The 6,686-nt window shown below is 34.1% G+C and carries 7 protein-coding genes; all 7 read right to left on the reverse strand.

From position 1 onward, the window contains the following. Positions 1–811, reverse strand: an 811-nt coding sequence (locus tag RSB60_RS10315; protein ID WP_332616161.1) for a hypothetical protein, incomplete at its 3' end; no start/stop codon positions are given. Positions 812–917: 106 nt separating this feature from the next. Further along, positions 918–2,189 (reverse strand): D-alanyl-D-alanine carboxypeptidase family protein, encoded by a 1,272-nt coding sequence (locus RSB60_RS10320; RefSeq protein ID WP_332616163.1) that lies wholly within the window; start codon positions 2,187–2,189, stop codon positions 918–920. 73 nt (positions 2,190–2,262) lie between these two features. After that, a complete protein-coding gene (locus RSB60_RS10325) occupies positions 2,263–2,637 on the reverse strand; it encodes a ribosomal maturation YjgA family protein (RefSeq protein ID WP_332616167.1) in 375 nt (124 codons plus the stop codon). 95 nt (positions 2,638–2,732) lie between these two features. Next, on the reverse strand, positions 2,733–5,015 hold the full coding sequence (locus tag RSB60_RS10330; RefSeq protein WP_332616169.1) for a heavy metal translocating P-type ATPase: 2,283 nt from the start codon (positions 5,013–5,015) through the stop codon (positions 2,733–2,735). Between the two features lie 276 nt (positions 5,016–5,291). Then, positions 5,292–6,134, reverse strand: a complete 843-nt coding sequence (locus RSB60_RS10335; protein WP_332475892.1) for a YitT family protein — start codon at positions 6,132–6,134, stop codon at positions 5,292–5,294. 48 nt (positions 6,135–6,182) lie between these two features. Further along, positions 6,183–6,323 carry a hypothetical protein gene (locus tag RSB60_RS10340; protein WP_323382009.1) on the reverse strand — a complete coding sequence of 47 codons (141 nt, stop codon included), beginning with the start codon at positions 6,321–6,323 and terminating at the stop codon, positions 6,183–6,185. Positions 6,324–6,334: 11 nt separating this feature from the next. After that, the coding region (locus RSB60_RS10345; RefSeq protein WP_332616171.1) for an MATE family efflux transporter at positions 6,335–6,686 on the reverse strand (352 nt) is incomplete at its 5' end.

Here is a 6,686-nt window from a genome sequence, read left to right on the forward strand (position 1 = left end):
TTGGAGTTACTGTAATATCTTCAGGAGCTGTTACTGCACCAGCTGTGCTGAATTTTACTGTATTTTGAGCTGTATCGATATTTGTGAATACGATTTTTCCGTCAGCATCTAAAGCAACTACTGCAAATGAAGTGTTTGCTTGGAATTGACCATCTTTGTCAGCTGTAGCATCTGCTGTGCTTAAGCTTGTGAATGAACCTGTACCTACTTGAGCAACACCTTCAACTTCTTGAGCGTTAGCTGCAGCTACTTCAACAGCTTTGATATAATCTCCAACTGTCATAGTTACAGATGTTTTTAATTCTTCTACATCAGGAACTGCTGTGTGGTTACCATCACCTTTGTCAAGTGTAGGCATAGCTGCTAATTCAGCAACTGTTTTTCCAACTGCATATTCTTCGAAAGCAGCGATTTGTTCAAACCATTCTTTTCCAATTTCAGAAGCTGAAAGCATACCGTAGTCTGCTCCTTTTTCTTTCTTAGTTGGAGTTACTGTAATATCTTCAGGAGCTGTTACTGCACCAGCTGTGCTGAATTTACCTGTGTTTTGAGCTGTATCGATAGAAACGTATTTGATTACATCTCCTTCTAATACTACTGTTGCATAAGTTGTGTTGAATTGAGCTTTTCCTTCTGCATCAGCTGTTGCATCTGCAACGCTAAGAGTTGTTACTGAGCCGATTCCTACTTTTAATGCTCCAGTTGCAGCAGGTGTTTCACTAGCTGCAGGTGTTGCGCTTGGTGTAGCAGGTGCACTTGAACAACCAGCTAAAGCCATAGCAGCGATTAATAATGCTATTAATTTTTTCATTTTATTTCTTCCTCCGTGCTTTAAATTATATCGACATTCACAGTTTATGTCAATTTAATAGTTATAACTTTCACATTGTGAAAAATAGCCATCACTTCACTTAATTTTAATCTGGAAGTTTCGTGTTCCTTCTAATAAATACAAGAAACTTTAAAATGACAAATAAACCTAAAATTCCTACACTTATTAAATTGATGATATTCACGATCATTGGTAGCTTAGTTGCTGAGAAACTCAAGTCGTGCATTGTCATTTCTTTCTCTAATTTTATTTCACCTACATCTTTACCATCAACCGAAATAACTGCATAACCTTCAATATTTTCGCCTTCATCTATCTTTCTATATTCTATATGAATTGCGATTGTGTCTTCACTTTGTGCCATTGGTAATAAGACATTCAAGTCATTCGCTAAATAGAATGTTGCATTTCCTATGACTTTTTTACCTTCTTTTATCTCAGATTCTCCAATACCTAGTTCTTTCGATAGTGTTACTGTTTTAAAGTTATTGAAACCATAATTAAATAGTTTTTGCATATCTTCATAACGGGCATCACTACTATCACACCCTAAAACAACTCCAATTAAGTCCATATTATCTTTCGTTGCAGTATTAACCATCGTGTACCCGGCATCATTAGTCCAGCCGATTTTGCCACCTGTTGCATATTCATATTTAAACTTTGAATTCTTCAACATTTCATTTCCAGTAGAAAATGCACGTGTGTTACTTTGTTTATTAGTTGGTGCCATATCATAACGAACAGCACCAAATACTTCTTTAAATGTATTGTTTTTCATCGCTGCACGTAAGATCATCGCCATATCATACGCTGTTGTTTTATGATTTTCATCGGGGAGTCCATGAGCGTTTATGAAATTTGAATTTTTAGCTCCTGCACTTGTAGCTACCTCATTCATCAACTTCGCGAATTCTTCTTGGCTTCCTGACACTGCTTCCGCAAGTACATTTGTTGCATCATTCGCACTTGCCATCATACTTGCATAGGCAAAATCAATCATCGGTGCTTGTTCACCATAATCAAGCCAAATATGACTACTTGTACGATCAATATTATCAATTGCTGTATTTGTTGCTGTAAGAGTTGCGTTAGGATCCAACTTTTCTAGTGCAATGTAGATTGTTAAAACTTTGGTAATACTTGCAGGATACATTGGTTCATTCATATTTTTTTGATATAGTACCATTCCCGTTTTTGCGTCAATTAAAACTGCAGCCTCCGCATTTAACCCAAGTGCATCAGGAACCGTTACTTCTGGTTCAGGTGTAGGTGTTGCTTCATCTTCTGCAAAAACTGTAAAACTATTTAATAATAGAAAAGTACACATCAATAAAGACAGTATTTTTTTAATCATCGTATCATCCATTCTAAATCTATTCCTATTATACATGAAGTCGTTATGAGATAAAATAATGCTTTTTCTTTTATCACTTATTATTTTGTAATATTTTCTCGCAAGCAACGAAAATAGCTCCACCAATGAGATAACAAAGAATATCTTTCCAATCAAAGGTTGACCCAATGACTACCCCTAAAAGAGTTCCTTGAATATGTAATAATCTATCCAGATGAAATAACTGCATGAATTCAACTGCTATCGCAAAGAAAGTAACATACACTCCTAGATATTTTGGTTTAGCTAACCAAAATAATCTTAGGAAACTTGTAAGCACAACTATTACCAAAACATCTCCCATATAAGGTCTAATAAAATCATCTTTGATATAAAGCCCAATCACAATTTCAACAAGTAGTGAAATCGCAAATATCGTAAAATAAATCATACGTTTTTTATTATTCATTTTCATATCACCTTAATAAGTATAGCATGCGCATTATAAAAGGATGACGCAAACGAAGTTACATCATCCTTAGGATTTAAGAAAATTTGATTAAACTAGTTTTTCTTGAGTAAACGAATTGAATTGAGAATCGCAATCAATGAAACACCAACATCAGCAAATATAGCTAACCACATTCCTGCATAACCGAGTGCTCCTAGAATTAAGATTATAATTTTAATTCCGATAGCCCCTACTATATTTTGCATAATAATATTCATTGTCTTTTTAGAGCGTGTGATGGCAAGTGCAATTTTACTTAGTTTATCATCCATGATTACAACATCGGCAGCTTCTATTGCTGCATCACTACCTACACCACCCATGGCAATTCCAACATCCGCTAATGCTAGTACAGGTGCATCATTAATACCATCTCCTGCAAACCCTAATTTGCCTTTAGGCAATAAAGATTCTACAACATCTACTTTTTGATCTGGCAAGCATTCACTATATACTTTATCAATGCCTACTTGTCTTGCAATCTTATCCGCTACTGCTTTGCGATCGCCTGTTACCATAATATTTTCAACAATGCCGGCATTTTTTAATTTACTTAATGCATTCTTTGAGTCTAATTTAATTTGATCTTCAATTACTATCGCTCCTATATATTGTTGGTCTTGTGCAACATAAACAAGTGTTCCTGCTTCACCAATTGTTGGACATTCTATTTCAAATTGGCTCATCAACTTTTGATTTCCAACAAGAATATTTTTATCATCTAGCTTAGCACGTATTCCATGCCCTGCTATTTCTTCAACTTCACTGATTCTTGTACCATCAATACTTTTACCATATTCCTTAAGTATTGATACTGCAATTGGATGTGTAGAATTTGATTCACCATATGCCGCCAGTTCTAAGGCTTTTGATGATCCAATAATTTTACTTACACCAAACTTACCTTCCGTAATTGTTCCTGTTTTATCAAAAACCATGAGTTGAAGTTTTGATAATCCTTCAATTACTGTACTTCCTTTTACTAATACCCCATTCTTACTTAATCCACCAATTCCCGCAAAGAATCCTAGCGGTACACTAATGACTAAAGCACATGGACAAGAAATAACTAGGAATGCCGCAGCTCTTTGAATAGATTCACGATAATCAATACCACTACTTAATAAAGGAAGAAGTATTGCTAATGCAACTGCCAAAATAACAACTGTTGGTGTATATACTTTTGAAAACTTCGTAATAAAATTCTCTGATTTTGTTTTTCGACTACTTGTATTTTCAACGAGTTCTAATATTTTACTTACTGTACTATCGCCGAACGATTTACTAACTTTAATTTCCAACAATCCACGTTGGTTAACACAACCACTTAAAACTTCATCACCTTCTTGAACATCTCTTTCTAAACTTTCACCCGTTAGACTCGATGTATCAAGACTACTTGCTCCAGTTATAATAACACCATCTAATGGAATTCTCTCCCCTGGTTTTACTACAATCACATCATCAATGACAACACTCTCTGGTGCAACATCAAGAACATCACTTCCTTTTTTGATATGTGCAATATCTGGGCGAATATTCATCAAATCAGAGATAGATTTACGACTTGATCGAACAGCCTTTTCTTGAAAATATTCTCCTACTTGATAAAACAACATAACTGCTGCCGCTTCACGATAGTCTTGTAAGAAGATAGCTGCAATTGTCGCAATAGCCATCAAGAAATTTTCATCAAAGATTTGTCCTCGTATGATATTTTTTAATGCACGAAATATTACGGTATAACCTAGCACTATATAAGATGATAAAGAAAATATCATCGCTATTAATCCCTTTTCTTCAAAGAATAAACTTATTACAAAAAGTACTGTTCCAATTCCTATTTTTATAAGATCTGATTTTGATTCATCATTTTTTTCAACTTTTTTTGTTTCGGTTTTTTGCACTTCTACATCTGGTTCTAATTCTTTTACAATGCGTTCAATTTCTTTTTCAACATTATTTCGTTGTCCTAAATCGCAAACAGCTGTACATGTTGTATTCATGAAATTAACATGAGCTTCTTGTACATTAGGTAGTTTTTTTATTTGGTCTTCAATCTTTTGTGCACAGTTTGCACAATCTAAACCTTTTAAAAATAGTTCAATTGATTCCCCTTTTTCTTTAACCACAACATCAGGTTCAACTTTCTTCACTAAATCAATAATTACTTGTTGAACTTTATGTTTGTCTTTCTCATGTGTGTTTATCGTTAGTTTTTTACTCATGAAATCAACGGTTGCCTCTTGAACTACATCTAATTCATTTACAGCTTCTTCAACTTCACTTGCACAATGTGCACAGTCCAAACCTTCTAAGATATACTCTAATTTCATACTCTCACCTCAACATATGAATATATGTTCATATGTAGTATATATTAGATGAATATCACTGTCAACTATCTATAGTCATTTTTTAAAACTTCTTCTTCTGGCTTTCCGTTACACATTTGCATACAGTCTTCGATGATTTCCATTATAAGTTTTATTATTTTCATATTGATCATCTCCTTGTGTCTTTACTATATCCTTTAATAATGCAAGAATCCTTCGTTTTTACTTACAGTATCCTTACAATTATGAAAGCCAAAGAAAAAAGCGCCTTAAGCGCTATATTTTAAACTCATAAGAGAATCCCAACCCCTTAACCTCATTGGTATCGCTTGTCACGATAAAGGCATTAGGATCAATTTCATTAACAATTCTTGTTAGAACTTGATATTGGTTCTTACTCACTACCGTTAATACAACTTTTCTTTCATCATGTGAATAACCACCTTCTGCATGAAGAAGTGTTGTTCCACGCATCATTTTTTCATGAATTGCATTTGAAATCTTATCATATTCCGGCGATATAATTTGTACAGCTTTTGCTTCTTGAAGTCCTAGTAATAATACTTTATCTACTGCTTGTGAGCCGGCCCATACAGAAATGAATCCAATAAGAATAGCTTCAATTCCCAATGAGAATAAGCCTAATCCCACTGTGATTGCATCAATAATTAACACAAGCATCGATAAACTTGTTTGTGTATATTTGTGCAAAATCATCGTAATAACATTAACACCACCTGTACTTGCACCTGTACGCATAGCTAGTCCAGCACCAATCCCACTGAGTAACCCGCCATACAACGCTGCTAGTAAAGGATCACATTCAATATGAAACTTTCCTTGGAAAAGAATTAATGCAATTGGATAAACAATTGTACTTATTAGTGTTTTAATTGCGAATGATTTACCCAATAGAGCTGCTCCCAATATAAATAGAACAACGGTAAAGATGTTCACAAACCATGTTGGGTTTATTGGAACTAATGGTTGTAGTGCAACCGCAATCCCAGCTAGACCTCCCGATAGTATATTATAAGGAAGAATAAAAGCAGATACTCCAAAAGCTATCAAACAATTCCCCACTACTACCATAATAAAATCTACTATTTTTTTATTCATACATTTACCTTTTGAGAATAAAAGGCTTATCTTACGATAAACCTTAACTTATTCTACTGCTTGCTCTTCCTTTTTGCTATTTTCTGCTAAGTTGAATTCTTTCATTTTTGCAGTGAATTCTTTTTCAGCTTCATCTAATTTTTTTAGAATTTCATCAAGTTCATTTTTGATATCATCTGTTGGTTTCATGCTTTCACCTCTTACTTCACATTAAATGCCTTCTTAAATGTTTTATAACATATTGGTACATAAATCAAGACTACAAATAATTCGGCAACTGGGTATGCTGCCCAAACGCCATTTGTTCCCCATATTTTTCCAAAGATATAGGCAAATGGGATTAGAAAGATTAGTTGTCTTAGTAGCGTCATAATCATACTTGATACCCCTTTACCTAAAGATTGGAATACCGTATTCATTGCAATTGATACTCCTACAAAGACAAAGGATATAGAAATAATTCTTAAAGATAGTCTAGCAACCTCTAATAAGCTCTCTGATGGATTAAACATCCCTAACAAGAAATCTGTACCGAACATAAATAATGCTGTT

This window comes from Anaerorhabdus sp., assembly GCF_036657415.1.
GTDB lineage: Bacteria > Bacillota_I > Bacilli_A > Erysipelotrichales > Erysipelotrichaceae > Anaerorhabdus.